At 29.9% G+C, this 24,763-nt stretch carries 21 protein-coding genes; 9 read left to right on the forward strand and 12 right to left on the reverse strand.

Annotated features, from left to right (window positions below; all coding sequences use genetic code 11):
- Positions 1–12 precede the first annotated feature (12 nt).
- The gene (locus QEJ31_RS03545) at positions 13–3,585 is read left to right on the forward strand and encodes an FAD-binding and (Fe-S)-binding domain-containing protein (protein WP_280592420.1); all 3,573 of its coding nucleotides are present in this window, start codon (positions 13–15) and stop codon (positions 3,583–3,585) included.
- Between the two features lie 9 nt (positions 3,586–3,594).
- On the opposite strand, the gene QEJ31_RS03550 is transcribed toward QEJ31_RS03545, so the two are convergent.
- Complete coding sequence (locus QEJ31_RS03550) at positions 3,595–4,836, reverse strand: MFS transporter (protein WP_280592421.1); 1,242 nt, start codon at positions 4,834–4,836, stop codon at positions 3,595–3,597.
- A 351-nt stretch (positions 4,837–5,187) separates the two neighbouring features.
- Complete coding sequence (locus tag QEJ31_RS03555) at positions 5,188–5,331, reverse strand: hypothetical protein (RefSeq protein ID WP_280592422.1); 144 nt, start codon at positions 5,329–5,331, stop codon at positions 5,188–5,190.
- 97 nt (positions 5,332–5,428) lie between these two features.
- On the opposite strand from QEJ31_RS03555, the gene QEJ31_RS03560 reads away from it, so the two are divergent.
- On the forward strand, positions 5,429–7,441 hold the full coding sequence (locus QEJ31_RS03560) for a YcaO-like family protein (protein WP_280592423.1): 2,013 nt from the start codon (positions 5,429–5,431) through the stop codon (positions 7,439–7,441).
- 40 nt (positions 7,442–7,481) lie between these two features.
- Here the strand turns inward: QEJ31_RS03560 and QEJ31_RS03565 are convergent, their stop codons facing one another.
- From QEJ31_RS03565 to QEJ31_RS03585, 5 genes are read right to left on the reverse strand one after another with little or no spacing between them, the layout of a single operon-like run.
- On the reverse strand, positions 7,482–7,907 hold the full coding sequence (locus QEJ31_RS03565; protein WP_280592424.1) for a hypothetical protein: 426 nt from the start codon (positions 7,905–7,907) through the stop codon (positions 7,482–7,484).
- Between the two features lie 39 nt (positions 7,908–7,946).
- The gene (locus tag QEJ31_RS03570) at positions 7,947–8,891 is read right to left on the reverse strand and encodes an SPFH domain-containing protein (protein ID WP_280592425.1); all 945 of its coding nucleotides are present in this window, start codon (positions 8,889–8,891) and stop codon (positions 7,947–7,949) included.
- The gene (locus tag QEJ31_RS03575) at positions 8,888–9,772 is read right to left on the reverse strand and encodes an SPFH domain-containing protein (RefSeq protein WP_280592426.1); all 885 of its coding nucleotides are present in this window, start codon (positions 9,770–9,772) and stop codon (positions 8,888–8,890) included. The genes QEJ31_RS03570 and QEJ31_RS03575 overlap by 4 nt, the downstream gene beginning before the upstream one ends.
- A 12-nt stretch (positions 9,773–9,784) precedes the next feature.
- On the reverse strand, positions 9,785–11,842 hold the full coding sequence (locus tag QEJ31_RS03580; RefSeq protein WP_280592427.1) for a SulP family inorganic anion transporter: 2,058 nt from the start codon (positions 11,840–11,842) through the stop codon (positions 9,785–9,787).
- A 40-nt stretch (positions 11,843–11,882) separates the two neighbouring features.
- Positions 11,883–12,305 carry a hypothetical protein gene (locus QEJ31_RS03585; RefSeq protein ID WP_280592428.1) on the reverse strand — a complete coding sequence of 141 codons (423 nt, stop codon included), beginning with the start codon at positions 12,303–12,305 and terminating at the stop codon, positions 11,883–11,885.
- A gap of 208 nt (positions 12,306–12,513) precedes the next feature.
- Here QEJ31_RS03585 and QEJ31_RS03590 point away from each other — a divergent pair, with 208 nt between their 5' ends.
- From QEJ31_RS03590 to QEJ31_RS03605, 4 genes are all read left to right on the forward strand, one after another.
- Complete coding sequence (locus QEJ31_RS03590; RefSeq protein WP_280592429.1) at positions 12,514–13,167, forward strand: carbonic anhydrase; 654 nt, start codon at positions 12,514–12,516, stop codon at positions 13,165–13,167.
- Positions 13,142–14,038, forward strand: a complete 897-nt coding sequence (locus QEJ31_RS03595) for a bestrophin family ion channel (protein ID WP_280592430.1) — start codon at positions 13,142–13,144, stop codon at positions 14,036–14,038. Before QEJ31_RS03590 ends, QEJ31_RS03595 begins: the two co-directional genes overlap by 26 nt.
- Before the next feature lie 457 nt (positions 14,039–14,495).
- Positions 14,496–14,864 (forward strand): hypothetical protein, encoded by a 369-nt coding sequence (locus QEJ31_RS03600; protein WP_280592431.1) that lies wholly within the window; start codon positions 14,496–14,498, stop codon positions 14,862–14,864.
- Positions 14,833–15,963 carry a class I SAM-dependent methyltransferase gene (locus tag QEJ31_RS03605; protein ID WP_280592432.1) on the forward strand — a complete coding sequence of 377 codons (1,131 nt, stop codon included), beginning with the start codon at positions 14,833–14,835 and terminating at the stop codon, positions 15,961–15,963. Before QEJ31_RS03600 ends, QEJ31_RS03605 begins: the two co-directional genes overlap by 32 nt.
- Before the next feature lie 49 nt (positions 15,964–16,012).
- Here QEJ31_RS03605 and QEJ31_RS03610 read toward each other — a convergent pair whose 3' ends face one another.
- A complete protein-coding gene (locus QEJ31_RS03610; protein ID WP_280592433.1) occupies positions 16,013–16,426 on the reverse strand; it encodes a GFA family protein in 414 nt (137 codons plus the stop codon).
- A 222-nt stretch (positions 16,427–16,648) separates the two neighbouring features.
- Here QEJ31_RS03610 and QEJ31_RS03615 point away from each other — a divergent pair, with 222 nt between their 5' ends.
- Positions 16,649–18,091 carry an amidohydrolase family protein gene (locus QEJ31_RS03615; protein ID WP_280592434.1) on the forward strand — a complete coding sequence of 481 codons (1,443 nt, stop codon included), beginning with the start codon at positions 16,649–16,651 and terminating at the stop codon, positions 18,089–18,091.
- A gap of 285 nt (positions 18,092–18,376) precedes the next feature.
- A complete protein-coding gene (locus tag QEJ31_RS03620; protein ID WP_280592435.1) occupies positions 18,377–18,829 on the forward strand; it encodes an RICIN domain-containing protein in 453 nt (150 codons plus the stop codon).
- Between the two features lie 109 nt (positions 18,830–18,938).
- On the opposite strand, the gene QEJ31_RS03625 is transcribed toward QEJ31_RS03620, so the two are convergent.
- The 4 genes from QEJ31_RS03625 to fusA form a co-directional block, all read right to left on the reverse strand.
- On the reverse strand, positions 18,939–19,433 hold the full coding sequence (locus QEJ31_RS03625; RefSeq protein WP_280592436.1) for a hypothetical protein: 495 nt from the start codon (positions 19,431–19,433) through the stop codon (positions 18,939–18,941).
- Positions 19,434–19,791: 358 nt separating this feature from the next.
- A complete protein-coding gene (gene pckA, locus QEJ31_RS03630) occupies positions 19,792–21,360 on the reverse strand; it encodes a phosphoenolpyruvate carboxykinase (ATP) (RefSeq protein WP_280592437.1) in 1,569 nt (522 codons plus the stop codon).
- Positions 21,361–21,642: 282 nt separating this feature from the next.
- Complete coding sequence (locus tag QEJ31_RS03635; RefSeq protein ID WP_280592438.1) at positions 21,643–21,960, reverse strand: cytochrome c; 318 nt, start codon at positions 21,958–21,960, stop codon at positions 21,643–21,645.
- A gap of 38 nt (positions 21,961–21,998) precedes the next feature.
- Positions 21,999–24,074: an elongation factor G gene (fusA, locus tag QEJ31_RS03640; protein ID WP_280592439.1), complete on the reverse strand. Its 2,076-nt coding sequence runs from the start codon at positions 24,072–24,074 to the stop codon at positions 21,999–22,001.
- 330 nt (positions 24,075–24,404) lie between these two features.
- Between fusA and QEJ31_RS03645 the strand changes: the two genes are divergently transcribed.
- Positions 24,405–24,755: a hypothetical protein gene (locus QEJ31_RS03645; protein WP_280592440.1), complete on the forward strand. Its 351-nt coding sequence runs from the start codon at positions 24,405–24,407 to the stop codon at positions 24,753–24,755.
- The last annotated feature ends 8 nt before the right edge of the window (positions 24,756–24,763 follow it).

Here is a 24,763-nt window from a genome sequence, read left to right on the forward strand (position 1 = left end):
GGATTACTAAACATGAACACAGCAGAACTTGATAACTGGCTTGATATAGCTGGATTAATGCCTCCTTTACCAAGTGAAGCTGCTACAAAATTTAAAGAAAAATTAGGAATAAATATTTCTAATTCGCACACATTTCTTCCAAATATCTTAACTCGTAGAGAGTTTGATAATGAAGTTTTGCCAATCTTAAAAGAAACCCTACCAAAAGAAATGGTTGAGTTTATAAATAATAGAGTAGAAAAGACTTTTGAACTGCGTAACAAATTAAAGACATTAAAAAATAGAATAGTAGAAATTGTCGGAGAAGGAAATTTTTCTGCTCTTTGGTTAGATAGAGAAGCTTTTTCAGCTGATAGTATGGAACATAGAGCACTTATGACTGAAGCGGTTGTTCATATTTATTCTAGTAAAGCTTTACAAGAGATTGTTACTTTATTTAGTAAACATGATGTTCCAATGATTCCGTATGGTGAAGGAGGTGGCTACAATATGGGAGTCACTCCTATGGCTCCTGCTGTTACTATCAGTGTCAGAGGAATTGATCATATTTCTGAAATTAAACCTAGCCGAAAAGATAATGGAAAATATGAAATATCAGTTGGAGCTGGTGTACCTTTTAAAGATTTAGTCCAATACTTATCCAAACGTGATTATGTTTTGCGCTGCGATCCGAACACTCCAAGAGCCGCAACAGGAGGAATTGCTGCAACAGGCAGTAATGGTGGCAGAAAAGCTTTTGAAGTGATCTTAAGTGGTAGAGCCGTTACGCATGAAGGTTTAGCTGTACTTTTTGCTACCAATGAACATGAATCTAACTGCATTAATAATGAACCATTTTTACTCGCAAGAAAATTTTTTAGTATCGATGATGTAGCTTTATTTGAAAAAACACTCGATGAAGTAAAAAAGAAAAAAAGAATAGCCTGTCCAACACCTAATGCGCAAGGAATTGTTGTTCCCTTACAAGGCATGAAAGCGAACGCAAATATGCTTGCGCAGGCCGCTTCTAATAATAAAATACTTGTTGACACAATGGCTGATTTACCTCCCTTGCCTATTTCTGCATTTGTTGGAGCAGAAGGTACTACTGGATTTATCTATGAAGTAACTTTTGAAATAGAAAAACCTCTTGCATGGCTGCAGGCTTCACGCTGGCACTTTACTAGCGTTGACGCTGCTATGGCAGCGACAAGAGAAATCAAAAAATTAATTAAAGAAAATCAACCTGAATACTTTGAATTTATTTCGGGACAAAGTATTCGCCGTTACTTAATTCAAGATTTTCCTTCCGTTTTTAGTAAAGAAACAGAAGCTGTTATTATTCTTGCAGTAGAAGGTGAAACAGAAAATAAATGCCAAGAAAAACACTCTTTAAATGAAGAAACAATATACCAAGCTTTAACAAATTTAAATTACAATAAATCAGAAGTTATTACAAAATTAGAAAAAACAAACATTCTTAATCAAAGTAAAAATATTGAAGAATTTGAAGTATTAAGAAAACCACGAGAGGAATTACCCAAAAAACTTCGCACTAAATGTAAAACAGATATGGAAATTCGTACGGAATATTTGGGCGAAGTATTAAAAATAGTTGAGAAAACATCACCTAGAAGTATGTCAGAGAACAAGCAAGATGTCTTATTTGGACATTTAACGCCAAATCATACTGCAATTATTCACTGGAATATTGGTGGTTTTGATCTTTATGATGAAGAACAAGCTGATATAGCATGGGATTATTTAGAAAATGTAATTGGCAAAGCACAAAGTCTTGCTCCTAGTAACGATAAAAATGGAAGTGCTCGTTTCACTGGAGAACATGGAGTTGCTGGAAAAGCTCCGTTCTTATGGCTAAATTATATTCCGCCCGAAGATTTTTTAAGAATGTGCAAAGTTAAAGATTTATTAGATCCAAAAGGTCTTTATAATCCAGATACTTTATTTTTAAGAACAAGCCACGCAAGGGCTTTACGTGCAAGATTATTAAATACAAGTGCGCATTTTATAAAAAATTCATTAGAAAAAGCTAAGGAATTGAAAATAAGTAACAAAGACGAGTTAGAATTTGAAGAACAATTATTAATAGCTGAAAACTTTGCTGTTACTGAAGGTCAGAAATGCACGCGTTGCAATAGTTGTAAAGTTTGTCCTGTTATAGATGCTGAACATGAACTTGAAAGAGAAAAGAAACGAAATTCAAAAAATTCTGTTTTACCAAGTAAACGAAATATTCTTATGTTTATGGAAAAAATAACTCACATAAGAAGAACAGCTGAACAAAGTAACGATCCCCATTTAGTGAATAAAATTTTTCAAACAACATCCTTGATGATGAAAGAAAGCGCTGAATTACTTAAAAAATGTTTTTACTGTAGACGCTGCGATAAAGCTTGCCCTGTTGATATAGAAATTCACCCACTCATGCGAGCCTATCAAACCATGGGCAAACTTCCATCGATGGGATCTAAACTGTGGGGTTTTTTATATGAACGTTTAATGGGTGAAGATATTTTTAAATCAGCCACATATCGTATAATTGCTTTTTTTACTTTATTAGGAGCTCCATTTCTTACATTTTTAAGAAAAATAAAAATAATTCCGGATTGGATAAAAACATATACAGTACCACCTACTTTATCTTTAGCGCATTATCATGCCCATGAACATGGAATTAAAATTCAACCGACAGATAACTTTGTTCTTATTAAAAATGATCAAAGTAATGAAAATTTCATAGCACAAAGTACCCATCAACCCAATAAAGTTTTTATTCGTTATCGTGGCTGCATGGATACATTTGGTAATCCGGCAGCAACTGAAGGTGTCGATGAATATTTTAAAAATATCTTAAACGCTCGAATTGTCGACCTTGAAAAAAAGATGTGTTGTGGATTTCCTTTTGAAGCAGATGGCTTACATGAACGTGCTAAACAAGCGCAAATAATGAGTCTAATAGAAATTGCCAAATGCATTTCTCGTCTCGTCCTTGAATGTCGCTCAGCCATGCAAGAAATTCCAAAATTTATTTTATTTTCTAATTGCCCTACTTGTTGTGAAGCCATTAAAGAAATGCGCAATTTATTAAAAAATGAAGCTACTACTGAATATGTTCGTTTAAAAGCAAATATCACAGAAGACTTTGATATGCGTTTAATAGATTTTGAAACAATGGATACTGCTGAATTGGCAATGTCAATAATAAAGAAAATACCAGAATTTCAAGAAGCTAAAAAAGCAAAAAAAACAGTCGGCCTTAAAGTACCATGTCATAACACAAAATCAGCAACAGCTGCTCAATTAGAATTGCTTAACTTATATTTTACTGGCGTTGCTGCCTATGATAGATGTTGTGGATTATCAGGTACTGGTCGCTTAAAACATCCAAAAATTGGAACTAAAATTTCTGAAAAATTATTCGAACAGATACGAGAAGAACCAGCAGAAATTGTTGTTAGTGGCTGTCCTAGTTGTAGAGATGGTGTGAAAATGCAAAAAGAAATTCTTGCTGCAAAAAAAGATGAAATTGCTAATTTTGAAGTTTCAGGAATTTTTCAAGAAATAATGAAGACAGTGAAATCTTAAGCTACAGCATTATGTACTAATTGAAATTTGATTTTTTAAAGCTGCTTCCTTTAAATTAGAAGATAAATTTTTATATTTATAAGAAAAATAAAAACTTAATAGGAAAAATAAAAAAAGTAAATTAGTGCTATAGAACATTAAATTTTTTATTTCTTTTATATCATTCATAAATGAAATAAAAAGCCCAGAAAAAGGAACTGAAATTTGATTAATAGCAAGTAAACAGCCAGTTATCTTTCCTAGCATAGAAACTTCTACTAAAGTTTTTCTTAAAATTCTTGCAAATAGAGAATTAACTAATGTAAATGCAATAATTAAACCATAAAAAATTACGAATGAGGAAAATCCAGTTGTAAAAACACAAATATATGACGATACAATTATACCAAATGCCCCAATTATGGAAAAATAAAATACTCTTTTTTCATCAATAAAATGGGAAGTAATTATCATTGATAGTGCACCAAAACTTCCAGCAACAATGTTTAACAGCCCAAATTCAGCATCGGATTTAAGATATAACAGTTTTACTAAGGGAGCTCCTGCTGCTTCAACAATACTGATAATAAAATTTATAAGACTTGCTTGCAATGCAAAGAAAAGTAGGATTGGAAATTTTTTAAAAACTAGTAATGTATTTTTAAAGCTAGTTAAGAATGATTCATGATTTTGTTTCTTTTTAAGTTTATTAGGGTCATCCTGCCATTTTTGATTTAATGTATTCACTAAATTGTATAAGTAAAAAATAGGAACAATTAATAAAAAATATTTTATAGGTAAATAAGTAATTAAAAAAATTGCAAATGCAGGGCCCACTAACATAGAAACTTGATCACACATATTTAAATAAGATACTACTTTTGTATATCTTTTTAATTCAATATTTTTCATAAGTAACACATCAGCCGCTATTGCTGTTTGTGACGTTCCTAATGAACTTATTGCACCTAAAATACCAATTACAACTGCTATACTATAATGAGTTGTGGATAAAATTATAAAAGCTATAAAGCAAGCAATAATTTTCAGTAAATCAATAGAAATCAAAGATTTTTTAGATCCAAATTTATCGGTTAAATATCCACCAAAAGGGAGAAACAAAACGCGCGGCAACCATTCAATAAAATAGGCCAGCCCTGCTGCAGAAATATTATTTGTAGTGTTAAACACAATCAATGGCAAAGCAAATAACAAAATATGATCTGCTACAAAAACTAGAAATATACTAAAAATAAATTTAATTTCTTTCAACTTAAACCTCTCTTTTATGGTTTAATGTTACTTTATATTTTATTCCTGAAAAAAATGTTATCCTTAATTTTTTAAAATTTAAAAAAAAAGATATTAATTTAGAATTTTACTTTTTACTAAATAGAATTTATTTATTTCATAAAATTATAGAATTATTTAAAAAATAATTTACTATCACTCAATTTATTTTTTAGAACCTATGAAATATATTTTAATATACTAATTAGAATATCATATTTCAAAATTTTACATCTAATTTACAAAATAAAAAAATTGGAAAGAAAGTAAAACATTTAGTAATGAATTTTACTCTCCCTCCATATAAATTTAAAAGAAAAAAAAGTAATGAATTTACTCTTTATCTTCTGATGTAGTTTCTGAATTTGCTTCAGAACATATACCAAGTTCTTTTAATTTATCAAGTGTTTTAACTTTAACAAAAGTATCACCTTCTTCATTTACAGATTTATGCGGATTATATCTGATAATTCCCATGTTAATTTCTCCTAAAAAAATTATTACATTGGCTTCAAGAAAAGCCAAAATTATTGTATACTATTTTTTCTAAGAATAAAAATAAAATGGAGTAAAAATGTTTAAAGAAAATGGATTTTTAATTGAAGAAAATTTATTTTTTCAAAATAAATGTGATGAAATTGTTGAAAATATGAAAACTTATTTAAAAGAAAAATATAGCAATATGTCTGTCCTATTTCATGCAGATTTAATTGTTCCAGAAATTTCAGAAATGTTGCACGATCATAAATTAACAACTATAATTAATGAAGTAATGCAAAATACATCAATTCTAGTTTCTTCGGGATATTATGCAAAAGGCTCAGAGACTAGTACTCATTATGAATCAATAAGACTTTCTAGCTTACCCAGTAATAAACTTATTGGAGTTTGGATTGCCCTAGATGATATATTACCTACTAATGGCCCATTTTTTTATTTTCCAAAATCCCATATTAAAAATTATTTAATGTTGCATGAAAGAATAAATATTTACAATAAAGAAAAAGAAAGTGTAAATAATTTTATTGACTCTCAAATTGAAGAAGATATTTCTGATTTTAATCTGAAAGATAAAATTAGGAAAATATTTTTAGCGAAGAAAGGGGATGTATTTATTTCTGATGGCAATTTATTGCATGGAGGTCATCAAATATTTAATTATAAATTGGAAAGACCTTCACTTGTTGGCTACTATTTGCCAAAAAACGAAAATAAATATTTTTATCCAGATTACTTGGACACAAAAAAAGAACGAACTTCAGCTTCACCTAGAGAAGATATAACTCCATTTGCTATATTTAAAAACAAAAATAAAAATGAAGCTCAAACACTAACTCCTGAAAGAGTATTTTCAACCGAAAATGCTATTGAAAATGTTTACAATTTCCTCAAAAAAAATAATTTTAAATTAGAACTCAATTCTGTTGGTAATGATATAGTCTCCTATGAATCAATTCTTTACCATGATAAATACAAAGTAATTGAAGGATATGGTAAAGGACTTACTCAAAAACAATCTATGGCAAGTTCTTTATTTGAAGCTATAGAACATATTATTTGTCGGGGAGATTTAATGGATACTTCAAATACCATTAATGTCTCTATTGAGGATGCTTTAAAAAACTATAATTGTTTTCCACTTAACACTTTAGAGAAAAATATTAAAAATAAACAACCCATTCTTTGGGATATTTTTGATGGAATAAATACAAGTGAGAAATTGATTGTACCAAGTTTTATTGTAGATTCATCAGGCGGTAGTCGCTCAATGCAAAGTAATTACCCTTATCATGAATTAGAAGGAGCTTACTCAAACTCAGGTACTGCAACAGGTTCAACTTTTGATGAAGCGCTTTTACATTCTCTTAACGAGTTAATTGAGCGCGATGCTCATTCTCTTCTACTACTTGAAACTTTTTGCAGAAAAGTTCCAAAAAATTTAAGAATTATAGATAAAAAAACGATACCTGAGCAACAACTAGATCTCTTGATGAGATGTGAAGATGAAATTGGTGCAGAAATAAAATTGCTAAACATAACAACAAATTTAAATATTCCATGTATATTATCTTTTTCTGAGAATATGGGGTTATTACAATACCCATTTATTGGATGCGGCTGCTCTCCAAGTGCAACTTATGCTTTAGAAAGATCTATATTAGAAACAGTGCAAACATATCATGCTTACATTAGAAACCCAGAAGAATATGTAAATTATATAAAAAATTCTGAAAATCAATTTAAAGAATTTCCTAAACTAAAAGAATGCGTAAAAGAAAAATATCATGAAATTATTAAAAAAGGATATTTTACAACATCAAATTTCAGAGAATTAAATGATTTATCCAAAAATTTATTTAATATTACTGAAAATATTAATGACTTTTCAGTTAATCATTTATTAAAAAATATTATCCAAATATTAAGCAATAATAAAATGAATGTATATGTTAAAACACTTTTTCATAATGAAATTCATAATTTATTTTGTGTAAAGAGTATAGTTAGAGAACTTGAAATTTTTAATCTTGTTACTTCAGGTCTTTTTCCACTACCAGGAGTTAGAGGTGAGTTAGCACTAAATTAAACATTAGATATTTGATAAATAAGCCAAAAAAATTAACAAATTATTTTGGCTTCACTTTTTCTTTAACTGCTATTGAGGAATCAGATTTTTCAAGTTTTTCTAATTTTAATTTTCCATCAATTTCATTGACAACAAGTGCTATGGACTCACCCCAATCGGTTTTAAATGCGTCAAACTCTGCTGGAAGTTTAGTTTTATTTTTTGCCTGACATTTCCAAGATCCAGCATTAAGCCATAATCCATCATTATAATAATTATCGCCCCAATCAAAATTTTCGGTTTTACTAGGAGCAATTGATTTTGTTGACATTGAAATTTGCATTTCTGAATCTGCTAATTCACATTTTAAAGCTATATTTTCTTTCGCATTATTCTTAATATTCCATTTAGTAGAAAATTCTGATGAAAAAGCAGAAGATTGAATGGCTAATAATCCGATACATGAAAAAGTTAACAGTAATTTCATTGAAAAGCTCCTTTAAATTCAGAAGAAAAACCCTCTAAGCTAGCAATTGGATAAATGTTGCAAATTTGAGGGTGAGAGTTCAGAAACTTTGGGACCATTGACATATGTATTATCATCAAACGATGTGACCATTGTCATTGCCGAATCTATTGAAGTCAATTCTGAAGTGTCAAAACCTTGAAAAACAATGCTTCTATGCGGTTTTTGAAGAGACAATTGATATAGTTTTTTATATCCTTCAAAAATTTCTCGATTTCTAACTAAATTTTGGTAGGCTTCGCTTACACTTAAACTATATTGACCTTTAGCTTCAGCAACTAATTCAGAAATTTTTTCCGCAGTTTGTGCTTCAAGTAGCTGGACAGCTAATTTTCCGTTTTCTTCTATGTCGGCTTTAGTTTTTTCTAATTGCGCTGAAACCGTATCAAATAATTGTTTAGAAACTTCTGTAAGTAAACTTATTCTACTTAAAAAAGCTGTTTCTAAATGAATTCCCCATTTTTCTAATCTATTTTTAATTTCTTTTTTTAATATATTGTTAACTAAATCTCTATTTTCCAAGACGTATTTAAATTCAAAAGTTCCTAAAATTGTAGTTGTCATACTAATAACCGTACTATGCATAAATTTTTCTACATTTTCAATTTGAAAAGCAGCCATAGTAGGGGAAAATATTTTAAATTCATAAAATAAATCAACAATTATTGTAGTACCTCTTTGATCATTAACATGAATTTCTTCAATACATCTAAAGTCTTTTTTCAAAGAAACTGTAATAAATTTTACCCAGGGAAATATTTTATCAAATTGAAAATGTAACCCTGGCTTTTCAATTACTTTAATAAATTTCCCAAATTTGCATAGTAATATTTGAGTTTCATTTTCAACTTGAAGAGTGATATTTCTAAAAATAAAAACAATAAATGGTATAACTAAACAACCAGCTATAATTCCTATTACATAGTTTAATGAATTTATATTCATTTTAACCTCTTTACGTAAGATAATTTTGCTTCAGAATATACTTCGATTTCTCTTCTTTGGATATATTCTTGAAGAGTTCCTACATCACTTAACTTTTCAAGAATTTTTGCTTGAGTTAAAATTTCTGCTTTCACAGATTTTGCTTTAGACTTTGCAATTTCAATCCCTTTTTTCGCTGCAAGCAATTTCTGCTCACATTCTGCTTCTTTTAAAGCAAAGTTTTTTTCAGCTTCCGTTTGAGCATGAATGACAGCATTTAATGCTTGAGCAAGTTCTTCTGGAGGTAATATGTCGATAATATCGATTCCTTCAAATTGAAACCCATAATGTTCCCGAAATTTATCACTGCACAACTCATTTATTTGTAAATTTAATTTACTTCGTTCAGTTCTTAAAATTGCATATGATCCTTTTATTAATTGCTTATCTTTATCAGATGATAACATTTTCCCATTACTAAATTTACCAATTTCTTGGTGCATTAACCCATTAAAAAAATTTTTTATATGCTCTTTGGGTTTCTCCATAGAAAATAGAATTGAGTAAATATTATTTAGCAAAGGAGTGTATCTTAGTTTTGCTTCTATTTTTAAAAGAGTTCCGTCTGTCGTCATAAGCATTGTTGCTGTTTCAGACATTGTTAAATCTAAAATTTGTTCCTTAATTGAAATTTTCTTTACTTTTTCCCAAGGAAATTTAAAATGAAGTCCTGAGTTATAAATTTTTAAGTTAAAATTTGAAGTATCATTTGATTTTGCTTTTCCAAAAGAAATAATAGTAGCTATATGACCTTCTTGAACCTGAAAAAAAATCTTTCTTAATGTAAAAATTAGATAAACTAAAAACCCTAAAATAAAACCTAAAAAAATTTGCTCAATCATTAATTACTCCATTTAAAATTTATCACTTTGTAAATTTAATTTTGAACCTATATTTAGTAAATTTGTTTTGGAATCTGAAAATGTTGTATTGTGTTTTTTATACGCCTTTACTAGTCCTTTATTTACTTCAACAACATCATCATTAAAATGCAAATGAGCATCAGTCACTAATGGAAGTAACTCAACTTTATCAATAGAATCTATCACACTTCCGTGAGGGACATATTTTCCAGAAGGTATTTCGACACCAACTACGATTGCGCCTATTCCAATGTAACAATGAGAACCAATAATAGAATCATGGACTATAGCTTGAAATCCAATAAATGAATTGTTTCCAATGTAACAAGGTCCATGAACAAGAGCTTGGTGAGCAACAGAAACGTTTTCACCTATATAAACAGCCCAATCATCTTCACCAACTGTTACCCATTTTTCTTTTAAAGCATGTATCACTACACCATCTTGGATATTAGAATAATTTCCAATATAAAAAGGCGTGCCTTCATCTGCTCGAATAGAACTTTCTGCGGCAATATGTACTTGTTCCCCTAAAATTACTTTACCTATAATAGAAGCTTTATGATGAACGAATGATGAAGCAGCAAAAGAAGCTTTATCACGAATTTGTTCAAACCAACTATTTTTTTCTTTTTCGAGATTAATATGTTTCTTTTTTAAAAGATTTTCTTTTTTATCAATTGTATCTATAAGTGCTCTGATTTTTTTTGATTTTGCTTGTTTATTTTTATCCGCTAATTTCTCATCAGTAGTTGTTTTCTCAAAAAGACGATTTAAAAAGTAAATGCATATACCTAAAAATAATCCAAGCATTAAATGTCCAGTAGTTGTTCCGATAGCCGTTACTAAAAAAGACAATGCTTGGAATTTACTTTCCTTCATTAAATGAAAAAGACTTTTAAATTCAACTAAACGAAAACCTACGACGCATAGTAAACCAGACAAAGCTGCCAATGGAATTGCTTCCATAATTTGACTAAAATAAAGGATTGAAGCAATTAGTAAAATTGCATGCAAAAATGCTGACAATCTTGTTTTCGCTCCGCTTTGAACATTCACAGTTGAACGAACTATCACACCAGAAACAGGCATGCCGCCAACTAAACCAGAACCTAAATTCCCAATTCCCTGCCCTAATAATTCTAAATTTGAATTATGTGGTTTTTTAAAATTAGTCATTCTATCTATTGCTTGCGCTGACAATAATGATTCAACTGAGGCTAAAAAAGCTAAAGGAATTGTTGCAAAAAATAAATTTAATAGTTTATCAGAAGCCACCCAAGGAAAACTAGGAAAAGGAAGAGAATTTGGAATTGCACCAACTCTCTCTATACTCCAATTCAAATGTGCAGATAGGGCAGTGACAATTACAATTGCAATAAAAGAGGCTGGTAGTCTTTTAAATGATTTACAAGCAATAACAAGGAATGCAACAAATAATCCACAAATCACTGCAAACCATGAAACTTCATGCAGCCATCTATAATCATCAAAGCTTTTAAGAATGTGCAGAATGGAATAGTCAAAACCAAATAACTGAGGAATTTGTGAATCTAGTAATTTAATTCCAACACCAGTTGTAAAACCAGCTAACACAGCTTCAGGGACAAATTTAATAAATTTTCCAGCTGAAATAAAACTTAAAAGAATTTGAAAGCAGCCAATAAGTAAACAGGAAAAGCAAACACCTATTGGCCCATAATCTTTTGTGATTGCCAATACCATTACATTTAAAGCCGCAGCTGGACCTGTAACTTGTAAACGAGCTCCGCCAAATATTGCAGCGAGCCCCCCGCCAATTGCTCCAGCTAACAAACCGGAACTAGCAGGAAGTCCACAAGCAACGGCAAGGGCAATATTAAGCGGTAATGCAACTGAAGCGACTGTAATTGCGGAAAGAGCATCTTGTAAAAGAGATTTTCCTTGTAAAACTCCAAGCCAATCTTTACTTAGTTCTACCGCAAATTCTTTAAAATTATTACCATTAATATTTTTTGAATTCTTTAATTTACTATTATCTGATAAATCAAAAATATTTGTTACTTTCATTCTCTACCTTCTTATTTGAAAATATAAAAAATGAATTTTTTTATCTCTTAATTAAATTTGAACACCATCTATTATCCCAACAAAGTTTCATATTATTTTCATTTAGTTTTATATTAAAGTTTACTATTTCACGCAAGTGAGTCATTTTTACTGCTAGACTTATTGAATATCCTTGTGAATCTTTTGTAAATGATTTAACTTCATATTTTCCTATGACCTGAGCATCAGTTCTGCTAGAAGATTTAGTACAATGATAGTCATCATAATATTCTAAGTATGATTCTACTCTATTGTTATCTTTAAAAACATAATTATAAGTCCCTTGAAATAAACCATCCCCATAACTACTACAACTTGTGCCTCGCCAATCAGTATTATCTAATAGAGAAGAAACAGTAGGAAGTGAAAAAGAATTTTGCTGCAAACAGACTAGAGTACTAGCGAGAAATATTTTTTTTAGCATTTTCTACCTCATTTAAATATATTATTATATGTTAATGTAATAATAATTTTTAAATTTAAAAATGCAAGTTATTTTTATTGCAAAACTATTTTATATTTTTAAAGATAAATTAAAAATACATAAAGCAACTTTATTGATTCAAAAAAAAATTTACTTGATAAATTATTTTTTTTGAATAATAATAGGCGAAAACTTAAAGGAACAAATTATGAAAAACCTGATGCCTGGATTAAGGAAATTTACCGAAAATGTATTCCCAGAACAAAAAGATCTTTTTGAAACTTTGTCGCAAGGGCAAAAACCACATACGTTGCTAATTACATGTTCAGATTCCAGAATTGATCCTAATTTATTGACACAAACCCAACCTGGAGAACTATTTGTAATACGCAATGCGGGAAATATTATACCTCCTTATGGAGCTTCAGGCGGAGGAGAAGAAGCCTCGATAGAATTTGCAATTGATGGCTTAAAGATTAGCAATATCGTAATTTGCGGACACTCTCACTGCGGCGCCATGGCAGCACTCATGGATAAAGTTGATTTAGATAGCCTTCCTTCTGTAAAACATTGGCTAAGACATGCACAAACAACCAAAAAAAGAGTATTAGCATGCAGCAAGAATAATGATTTTAATTTAATGGATGTAATTGAAGAAAATATATTGACTCAAACTGATAATCTAAAAACACATCCATCTGTATCATGCGCTCTAAGACAAAATAAAATTAGACTTTATGGTTGGGTATATCAATTTGAAACTGGTGAAGTAATGATATATGATCACATGCAGAAAAGTTTTGTAAAATCTGTCGCAGTAAAGGAAGAGGTTCTAAATGAACCAAGTCGATTTGAATTATGAAAAGTATTACTTCATAAATCAACATGAAAAAAAATCATTTTTTAGAACTGCTGTAACATGGAATGGTTCTGTTACACCAGTTGTAATTCATAGAGTCCTTTTCTTTATGTTGTATGCATATATTGCTAGTTCGCTCGAAAAAATTTACCCCATATCAACTTTTCCTATAAGCCCATTCCAATACACTGGTTTTGCACTTGGAGTGCTTTTAGTTTTAAGACTTAATGCTGGACTAGAGCGCTGGTGGGAAGCTAGAAAATTATGGGGAAACATTGTTAATCAATCAAGAAATTTGTCGATAATGGTAAAAGTTCATTGTAAAAATGATGAAGAAAAAAAGAAAATATTAAAATACCTTGCAGCTTGGCCGTACGTGATCATGAATAGTTTAAGGAATGACTTCAGCACAACTAAAATAAATAAGTTTTTAACTCAAGATGATTTAGAACAAATGAATAATCATCCTCATAAACCAACATTTATTGCTATTAAGTTAGATGAATTATTTCAAAAATATTTATGCTCTGAAATAAATTCATACGTATTTCATCTTTTACAAAATGAACGTTTATTATTACTTAATTCAGTTGGCGCATGTGAAAGAATTGCATCGACACCAATTCCATTTGTTTTGGCAATTAAAATAAGAAGATTTATATTAATGTTTATTATATTGTTACCTTTTTGTATGAATGACAAGACAAATATTTATTCCGCAATTATTGTTGGTCTCGTTTCATACCCTCTACTTTCGTTAGATGAAATAGGGGTACATTTGCAAAATCCTTTTTCATTGAAAAGTTTGAGTTGTCTTCCATTAGAAAATATTTGTGATAAAATTAGTGCAAATATTTCGGAAAATAGTTTTTGACTTTTCCAAAAATACCTTAGTGTCTAGTTTCTTACTTTTTTTATAAAAATATTTAAAAATTTCAGTAGGAATATTGTATGCGAAAAGACAGTATATTTGATATACCCAAAAATCTACCAATTCCCCATTAAGCACAATAAAAAATAAAGTTGTTGTGTTTTGTTACCCTAGAACGGGAAAACCAGAAGAAGAAGCACCTCTTGGTTGGGATCAAATTCCTGGTGCAAGGGGGTGTACTCCGCAGCTTTGTGGTATTAACAGCAAAGAGAATTTATTCGAAAAATTTGGAGTGACAGTCTTTGGACTAAGAATGCATCTAAAAAATTATATCATTAATTTTTTAGATGCATTCTTATTTTATTAAATATGAAATTAAAAAACAATGCTTTAAAAAAACTCATAATAATGAAATAATTTAATGGAATTTTTTTTATTTACTTTTGCAAAATAGGAAATTATGAAAACCAAAAGACCGTTGCTTACTTTAAAAATGAATGTTGAAGACTTTTTGAATTACTATTGGCTAAAAGAAGAGTTAAGAATTTTTTGTCGAAAAAATAAGCTCCCAACTTCTGGTTCTAAAGAACAATTACAAAAACAAATAGCTCACTTCTTAAAAACAGGGAAAATACTTGCTAGTGAAGTAGTTACTAAAAAATCAATAATTAAAGATAGTGATGGGAATATTACATTGCAAACTTTAGTTAAAAATTTTAGAAATGATTCTAAAACGAGAATTTTTTTTATCCAACAAATAGGGAAAAATTTTCATTTCAATGAGTATTTAAGAGAATTTGCAAAAAAAAAATTTAGAAAAAAATTCTAAATTAACCTATGCAGATTTAGTAAAAGGCTGGAAGCAAAGTGAAGAATTAAAAAAAGAGAAAAGCTATAAAAGTAAAATTGGGTCACAGTTTGAGTATATGGCATTTATTCGAGATTTTTTTGCTTTTGAAAAGAACAAATCACAAAAAGAAGCTATTGCCGCTTGGAATTCAATAAAGTTATTGCCAGGAAAAAGAACTTATAAAAATTATTTAAAAAATATTAAACATAAAGAAAAATCACTATCAATAAAAAACAATTTATTACCAGATCCTACGGCTGTGCGAGTGGCATTATGGCGTGCTTTACATGTTTTAAAAGATTTACCTCCTTATATCTTTAAAGACAAAATTGCTTTAAAACTAATCAATCCAGAAATAAATTGGCAATCAAGACCTGATATGCATTTAGAAAATACAAAGGGTTTTAGAGCAAGTATCGTAGCTCGAAGCCGTTTTATTGAGGACATTGTTATTCAAAAAATAAAATTTGGAATGAAACAATATCTCATTTTTGGAGCAGGGTTAGATACTTTTGTTCAACGTCACCCTGAATTGGAAAATAAAGTAGCAATTTTTGAAATTGATATAAAAGAAACTCAAGAATGGAAAATTTCACGCTTAAAAGCTTTAAAATACACTAAACCTAAAAATTTGAATTATATTTCAGTTGATTTATCAGGAAAAATATCTTGGTATGAAAAATTAATAAAATCTAAATTTGATTTTAAATCCCCATCAATAACAGCAATTGCTGGAGTTTCATTATATCTTTCCAAAGAAGAAAATTTACAATTGTTAGTGCAATTTGCAAAATTCCCTCAAGGATCAATAGTAATTATTAGTTTTATTTTGCCGATAGAACTACTAGAAGAAAAAGATAAAAATAACTTTAAACAGGTAATATTGCGCGCAAAACAAGCAGGTACACCTTTTCTCAGTTTCTTCTCACCGCAAGAGCTGTTAACTTATGCTAAAAATGCAGGATTTAAAAAAGTAACGCACGTAGGAAAAAAAGATATCATTAATTTATATTTTAAAAATCGAAAAGACGATTTTCTTCCCAGCAGTGGAGAAGAATATATTATAGCTTGTACATGAAACTCTCTGCTCATTGAAAATAGAATAGAGTTTCACATAAAACCCTGAACTAATCTTTACCTGGGTAAGTTTGAAATTTAGGTAATTTTTCAAAGTGATCCAGCCAAGAAACTCTTTCTTTTACCATAACTTGAGAATCAGGAGGATTGGCACTTAAATCATCTAATGTGCCAGAATGAATATCAATTAAGCCAGGAAGCATAATTTCATTCCGATAAAATAACCCTGTACCACAGGCTCCACAAAAGTAACGTTGCGCATTCTTAGAAGAAGAATACGCAATAGGATTTCCGGTAATTTTAATTTGTTCATTTTTAAAAGCAATCCATCCTACCATTGGAGCGCCTGACCAACGTCGACAATCAGTACAGTGGCACAAGGAGTGATAAACTTCTTTTCCTTCAGCAATATATGAAATTGCTCCACAATGACATTGTCCGCGCCGTTGATGTATTGAACTCATTTCCATTATCCTTTCAAAACAAAATAACAATAAAGCAATGAAGTTTACTATAAAAAGAGTAAGACTTCAATCAATTGTTTTTCAAATTTTACAAAATTTATCTTCTCATCTAAAAAATTTATATTTGTATTTAATATTTTAAAAAAATAAAAAAATATTTTTACTTGACTCCACTATAATAATAAATCATTTTTTCTTTTTGCAGTAAGGAGTTTAAAACCAATGCAAGCAACAAAAATTATAAGTAGATTCTGTTACTTAATTATTACATTAATTTTTATTCTCCCAATCTTTCCAAATAATAAATATATATTAAATAATGCTCAAATAATTACTAGTGAAAACAATTTTATTCCTTTTCTGGGGTATATTGAAATTAATAATGACATTATTGAAAATGTCCAACAAGGACTATATAAAAATGAAACTCAAAATATTAATGTAATTAATTGTAACCAAAAATATGTAGTTCCTGGATTTATAGATACACATACACATACTGAAAGTATTCCAGGAATGACTTCTCAACAAAAACTAAGTAAATTAAATAAAGATATTGTAAAAAATTATTATGTTCAACTTCCAAAAAGTTATTTGTATTTTGGATATACCACAATTCTTGATTTATCGCTTGGAAATAAAAAAGGAGTTGAAGAATTTAATTCAAATATTTTCCATCCGCAATTATTAATAAGTGGTGGGCCTATGGCAGAAAAAGGAGGATATCCTTTACACTTTCTAAAAAGTGATCATTCATTTCATTCTATTGACAGCAATGCAAAAAATTACAAAACTCAAATAAATACCGCTATTAGCAATATTATTAGTAATAATGGAGTTATATTGAAATTGTACTATGAAAAAGGTTTTGAAAAAAATGAATCGTTACCTAACCTTTCAGAAAAAAGTTTCATTTATAGCATAGATCAAGCCCATAAGAATAAAATTTCAGTTATTGTTCATGCTAATTCACTTGAAGCATATAATGAAACAATAGAATTAAATCATGATGGATATGCCCACGGTCTTTGGAGATGGGGAAATCTAAATTACAATCCAAAAGAGCTCCCTCCTGAAGTTAAAAATATTCTAAATAAACTTATTACTTACAAAATAGCTTATCAACCAACTACACAAGTTATGCACGGAATATTGTCACTTTATGATCATAATTTTTTAGAACAAGAAGACGTTCGAAAAATAATTCCAAAAAAATTACTGGACTGGCTAAAAAATGAAAAAAATCAGATCGTCGCAAACGAAATAAAATCAGGTATAACTAAAGAACAGGCTCTTGAAGTTTTTAATAAGGGACAACAAGCATTAAATTATTTAGCAAAACGCAATGCATTTTTACTATTTGGTAGCGATACTCCGTCTGCCGCAATTCATACAAATTTACCAGGATACAATGGATATTTAGAAATGCTTAATTGGTCAAAAGCTGGAGTCACAAATTCTCAGATATTAAAAGCAGCAACTATTGATAACGCTAAATTTCTTAATCTTGATGAAAAAATAGGCTCAATTGCAAAAAATAAGACCGCAAATTTACTCCTTCTTGATAAAAATCCACTCGATAAAATTGAACATGTAAATTCTATTCAAAAAATTATTTTAAATGGAAAAATTATTGCAAGAGATGAATTAATTTCCAACCTTTAAATGTTGAAAATTTTTATTTTAAATTTTGCAAAAAAAATTTACAAGTTTTTATTTTTCAGAATTTTTAATTATTTTTGAAAACTGCTCATGCAGTAAAATTTATAAAAGGCAAATAGCTTTCTTTTATCACAATGATTCTTAAAAACTATACTTTGAATAATTCCATTTAATATTGGAAAAATTGAATAAGTCAAAGGAATGGCGATTTTTTTTAATTGCTAGAAAACAAATATGCAATTAATTTTTTATTTCGTGTTCACCTAATACTTAACAAGGAGAATTTATATGTCTTACAAAAGTATGAAGTTAATTAAAGTTGCTATTGCATGTACTATATTGCCATTATCTTTCGCAGCAAGTGCTTTTTCCATCAGAGGTTTAAATGATAAATGCCTCGATGTGCGCTTTTCAGGCACAGCTAATGGAACACCTGTTCAACTATGGGATTGTAATGGATCAGCAGCCCAAGAATGGTACTTCGATAGAGGCCGTGTTATAGGTATAGGTGGAAAATGTTTAGATGTTCAATATGGAATTCCATATAATGGAACACCAATTCATTTATGGGATTGTAATAATACTCCTGCTCAAAATTGGGGTTTTATTAACAACTTTTTCCAAGGCCTTGGTGGCAGATGTCTCGATGTTCGCGGCGCAAATCCTGCTAATGGAACTCCAGTTCAAATTTGGGACTGTGTTGATCAGCCACAACAAAAATGGCGTTTAGTTACTAATTAATACGAATTAAAATATAGATCTTTCCTTATCAATCACATTAAGTAAATATAAAATTTTGATCCAGAAGAAATTATAATTAGAAAAAATAATATCATTTAAAATAAATTAGTCATAAAGGAATAGTTATAGTTCTTGGTAATTTATCACTATTTTGCCACCAACCAATATTTGAAAAACGTAAATAATTATCTTCATTATCATTTTTGAAATATTCTAAACGCGCTTGAATTGTTGGATCAACTAACATTTTTTTATTTGCACATATTGTTCCCATATCTTTTCCATTTATTTTTATTGTTAAACCCCATCCGTGTGGATAATCTACACCAAAAAAAGTTATTAAAGAACAAGGCTGTTCAGTATCATAAAATGAAATTCTAAAGTTGTTAAAAGATATAGCTTCATTATCTTGAATGTGTGTTTTCTTTTTAGCCTCTAAAATTAAGACTGCAAAAGAGGGGACAATTGAAGAAATATCATACGTATGATTATAAATTAAATCTTGTTTTGTTTGGTTTATAAATTCAACTTTAAAAATTGCAAAAGCATTGCAAAAAAATAGTGAAGAATAAAAGAAACAGAAAAATATTAAACAGCGTTTCATTTTAATACTCCTATTAATTCCCTAAATGTTTATTTTTGAATTTTTTCTTCAATCTCATCATAAAAATCAACCTGTATTTAGCTAATATCGAAAAAGAAAAAAAAGATAAATAAAACAAAATAAATTTAGTAATATTCATTTATTTAGTAGACCTTAAAAAATTAATTTATTCTAGATTAAAAAACAGAATGAAAAAAAGATAAAATTATGCTTAATAGTACATTTAAATTTTATTTTTAGCAAGAATATTAAGAAATAAATTAATTTTTTTCTTCTGATTCAACCATAACCAAGAATAAAAAAAGTTTACTTTATATTTAAAGCTGAAGTAATTTTTGTATTAAGTAATAATATAATCTTATAATTGCGGACCTACTTGAGCAATTAAAGAACTGCCTTTTATTTTTTTGAAATTATCGATAAACATTTGTGCTATTTTCTTTCTTGAAAGATCGTAAGCTTCTTTATCTTTCCAAGTATTTCTAGGATCCAATATTTCACTTGGAACATTACTTACATTGACTGGAATTTTTAAATTAAAGACTTCAAAGTTTTTAAAAGATTCATCCTTCAACGTTCCTGCATGAATAGAATCAAGTATAGCTCTTGTGTGTTTTAAAGAAATACGTTCTCCGGAACCATAACCTCCACCAGTCCATCCTGTATTAATAAGCCAAGTTTTTACTTTTGGAAAAGTTTTTAGTTTTTCATCAAGTAATTCGGCATATTTTTGTGGAGAGCATACCATAAAAGGTGCGCCAAAACATGCTGAGAATGTTGCTGAAGGCTCTTTTACTCCAACTTCTGTTCCTGAAATTTTCGCTGTATAGCCACTCATAAAATAATAAAGTGCCTGTTCTGAAGTTAATAAACTTACCGGCGGAAAAACTCCAAAAGCATCGCATGTTAAAAAGATTATATTATTTGCATGGCTAGTTACACATGGTACCTTAGAATTTTGTATATAATCAATTTTATATGAAGCCCTAGTATTTTCTGTGATAGTTAAATCATTATAATCAGCTAATCTAGTTTTGGGATCCAAAATAACATTTTCTAAAAGACTTCCAAAACGAATTGCTTGAAAAATATCTGGTTCTTTTTCCATGGAAAGGTGATCACATTTAGCGTAACAACCACCCTCAATATTAAAAATTCCTTGATCACTCCAACAATGCTCATCATCACCTATTAATTTTCTTTTTGGATCCGCTGATAGAGTTGTTTTTCCTGTACCTGATAAACCTAGTAAAATACTTACATCTCCTTGCTCACCTTCAGTTACTGAACAATGCATAGATAAAATATTTTTTTGTGGCATTAAATAATTCATAATACTAAAAATACCTTTTTTCATTTCACCAGCATATTCAGTACCAAGAATTACTATTTCTTTTACTTCTAAATTAAGACAAATACTTGTTTTAGATGTTACTTCAGGTATATCTTCATCAGCGCTTTCAGCTCCAGCATTATAAATTATGCAGTCAGGTTGACCAAAATTTTCTAATTCAGATTTAGTTGGTAAAATAAACATATTTGAAACAAATAAAGCATGATATGGTCTTGAACAAATTACTCTTACCTTTAATTGACATGATTTGTCCCAACCAGCAAAGACATCAAAAACATAAAGGCGAGGTTGGACTTTAAAATATTCGATTGCTTTTTGTTTATTTGCGTTAAAGCCTTCTTCAGAAATTGGAATATTTACATCACCCCAATTAACATGAGCTTCACTTTCAGGATGTCTTACAATACGTTTATCTTTTGGACTTCTCCCTGTCTTTTCACCAGATCTGGCAGATAATGCTCCCGAAGATGTGATTATCGAACCTATCTCATATTTTATTGCGTGTTCATATAATTCAGCAGGTAGTAAATTATGAAAAATTTCTGCATTTTTAATTCCATATTCGTTTAGCATAAAAATATCCTTCGCAAAAAATGAATGAATTGGGCTTTTCATAATTTATGATACTAATGAACACCCTGAAGTTAGTAATTGTTAATTAACTATTTTTGTGTTGTTTATTTTAAATTTAAAAATTTTTATTTTTTAAATTAATCCTCTAAAATATAAAAACAGTTCAATAGTTAAAAGTACAATAGGAATAAATTAGAACCACTTGAATTGCATGTCAAGACGAGCTTAAAATTGAATGATAAATTTAAATTATTTGTTAAAAAATAAAATTCTTTTTGTTGATTATAACGAATTTATATATTTAGCTATAGCTTCTTTTTGTTCTGCAGTTAATGTTGCTCTATAGTCAGGCATAACATCTTTTTTACCACCATTTAAAATATCAATAATTTGCTTGTCACTATATTTTTTAAAAGGTTGTATTTTTTTCGATAAATTACTTCCAACAGGTCCATCACCTGCTCCTGAAGCACCATGGCACATTACACAATGTTGGTTATATAACCCTTTGCCTTGAGTAACCAATTGCTCATTTTTATCAGCATAAACATTAAAATCTATTGTCATGAATAAAATAAAAATTAATTTTAGCGCTTTCATAAAAATCCTCATGTATGAGTGCCTTAAAAACCTTTATTTTAGATAATACCTAAAATTTTATCTTGCAGATTCTTTGGCAGAACTTCATAATGTGAAAAATGCATAGAACTACTCGCTCTTCCTTGCGATAAAGAACGAATATCAGTCTCATAACCAAATAAACAAGATAAAGGAATATTTGCATGCACTACTTGTAAATGTCCCCTGGTATCGAGTCCAGCAACATGTCCTCGTCTACTATTGATATCTGAAACAATAGTACCACTATAGTCGGGTGGAACGACAACTTCAACTTTCATAATAGGTTCCATCATGACAGGTTTTGCTGCACTTAGTGCCGTTCTTAAAGCGTTGCTTGCTGCAACTTTATAAACCACATCATCAATAGCTTGCGAATCAAAAGAATAGTCTGTTACTTTAACTTTTAAATTAACTAGTGGATAACCACATAAAGTACCACTCCCAACAGAACCATTGAGAGCTTCTTTAATAGCAGCCACAATATTCGTTGGAACCATAGATTTTGCAGGAACTTCAATTTCTACATTTCTTTTTTCATTATTTGGTTCAATTTCTAAAGAAACTTTAGCTGAAAATGTTTTATTAGATAATGTTCTGCTGAAAGAATCGCTTGCTTTTGCAGGAATAGAAATACATTCACGATAAGATACCTGTGGATTACCAACATTTGCATTAACTTTAAATTCACGTAACAAACGATCTGCTATAATTTGTAAGTGCAGTTCTCCCATTCCAGAAATAAGAACTTGCCCAGTTTCTTCGCTTGTAGAAACTTTTAGTGAAGGATCTTCTTGAGCTAATTTATTTAAACTTTGTTGTAATTTATCTAAATCACCACTACTTTTTGGCTCAATTGCAAGAGAAATAACTGGATCAGGAAACTTCATAGACTCATAGGCAATAGGGGCATTCACATCGCATAATGTGTCTCCGGTAGTTGCAAATTTTAAGCCTACTACAGCGACAATTTCTCCCGCTGAAGCAACTTGTAATTCTTCTCTATCGTTTGCATGCATGCGAAGTATTTTAGTTACACGTTCTTTTTTATTTTTTAAAGTATTTAAAACGGCATCACCAGTTTTAATTGAACCAGAATAAATACGCATAAAAAATAATGCCCCAACAAATGGATCGCTCATTATTTTAAATACTATTCCTGAAAAAGATTCATCTTCTTGTGAAAGGCGTTTCCCACTTTTTACCACTCCTTCAATTTCAACTCCTTCCACTGGAGGTAAATCTAAAGGAGATGGTAAATAGTCTATTACGGCATCTAGTAAAGGCTGAATTCCTTTATTTCTAAAAGAAGAACCCATAAAAATTGGTACAATTTTTAAATCTATAACAGCTTTTCTTAAAGCGCTTTTAATTTGCTCTGCAGTTACTTTTGCGTCAGCTAATACGGCCTCAGCCAATTCATCATCAAAATCAGCCAGATTTTCCACTAAAACTTGGCGATATAAAAGAGCATCGTCTTTTAAATTAGCAGGAATTTCTTGAATAACTGGTTGAGTATCTTTATCGTCAGAGCGCCAAATATAAGCCTGCAGAGAAATAAGATCAACAACTCCTGTAAAGCTACTTTCTGCCCCAATTGCAATTTGTGCAAAAGCAACATTTGTATTTAATTTTTCTTTCATAGATTGAATGCACATTTCAGGATCTGCACCCACTTTATCCATTTTATTTAGAAAAGCGACTCTAGGTACTTTGTAACGATCAGCCTGTCTCCAAACCGTTTCTGACTGTGGTTCTACCCCATTAGCGGCATCAAATACCGCAACAGCACCATCAAGCACTCGCAAAGAACGTTCCACTTCAACAGTAAAATCAACATGGCCAGGAGTATCAATTAAATTGATTCGATGATCTTTCCAAAAGGTAGTTGTTGCTGCAGAAGTAATGGTGATTCCACGCTCCTGTTCTTGCACCATCCAATCCATTGTTGCTGTACCTTCGTGTACTTCCCCTAATTTATGGCTACGCCCAGTGTAATACAAAATTCGCTCAGAAGTAGTTGTTTTTCCTGCATCGATATGTGCCATGATACCAATATTGCGATATTTTCTTAATTCTAGATTACTATTAGACATAATTAAGTTCTTTCAACAATGTAATATAATTGAGAAATTCAAAGGGGATAGCGATCCTCTATGCATGATTAGGTATACAATTTATCTTTAAAAATCAACAACTGATGCAGTTACATGAACTATCAATCATTGTAGAGGTAGTTAAAAGTAGCTTTAATTCTTGAAAAGAAAGAAATTATATTAAAGGTATTTGTTAGTAAAATTCTCTTTAAGCGAATAATTAGGAACAAAATTTTTTTGACACCAAGCATATTTTATAAATCTAGTTAATACTGATCAATAATAGCCCATGTTAAAATATAATTTAAGCTAACAATCAGGAGAATAAAAATGCGCCACACAAATTTACTTTTTATCAAAATATTATTTGTTTTTATTGCACTCATAACATGTCAATTCAGTTACGCAGGAACCTGCACCATTCATGTAACTCGTGAGGCTTGCCCAGGAATGGAAAAAGACAGCTATGCAAAATGTGGTGGAAAACCTAGTTGTGATGAAACGAAAAAAACAGGCAGCGCAGATGCATGTGCAAAAGCAGCTTTAGAAGCTTGTGATAACGTTGCAGCAAGGCAAAAACAAACAAAAACAAAGAAAATTACAGCCGATTTTGATGGCGCTCCTGTTGAGGGAGGGAAGAATTTTTGTGATCCAAGTCGCCCCGACTTTAATAAGTGCTAAAGTTTAGG

It is taken from the genome of Pigmentibacter sp. JX0631 (assembly GCF_029873255.1).
GTDB lineage: Bacteria > Bdellovibrionota_B > Oligoflexia > Silvanigrellales > Silvanigrellaceae > Silvanigrella.